The organism is Roseovarius halophilus (ex Wu et al. 2025), assembly GCF_047086965.1.
The window spans coordinates 1-265 of sequence record NZ_JBKOTX010000645.1 but is presented as its reverse complement, the minus strand read 5'-3'; the positions used below and the strand labels follow the sequence as shown (position 1 = coordinate 265).

The 265-nt window shown below is 62.3% G+C and carries 1 protein-coding gene; it reads left to right on the top strand.

Annotated features, from left to right (window positions below):
• Positions 1–48: 48 nt before the first annotated feature.
• A partial coding sequence (locus ACH107_RS33875) for an FHIPEP family type III secretion protein (protein ID WP_412509932.1) occupies positions 49–265 on the top strand: 217 nt, incomplete at its 3' end.

Genomic DNA, 265 nt, shown 5'->3' with positions numbered 1-265 from the left:
CGGCAAGATGGCATTCATCGAAAAGCCCCCCGCTGCCCGTACCCTCAGATGAACGCCGCACTGCTCCGAGTCTCCAGCTTCCTGCGCCAGGGCGACTACCGCTCCGCCGCCGGCCCGGTGCTGATCATCCTGATCCTGGCGATGATGGTGCTGCCGCTGCCGCCGTTCATCCTGGACTTGTTGTTCACCTTCAACATCGCGCTGTCGATCATCGTGCTGCTGATCAGCATGCACACGCTGCGGCCACTGGATTTCTCGTCGTTCC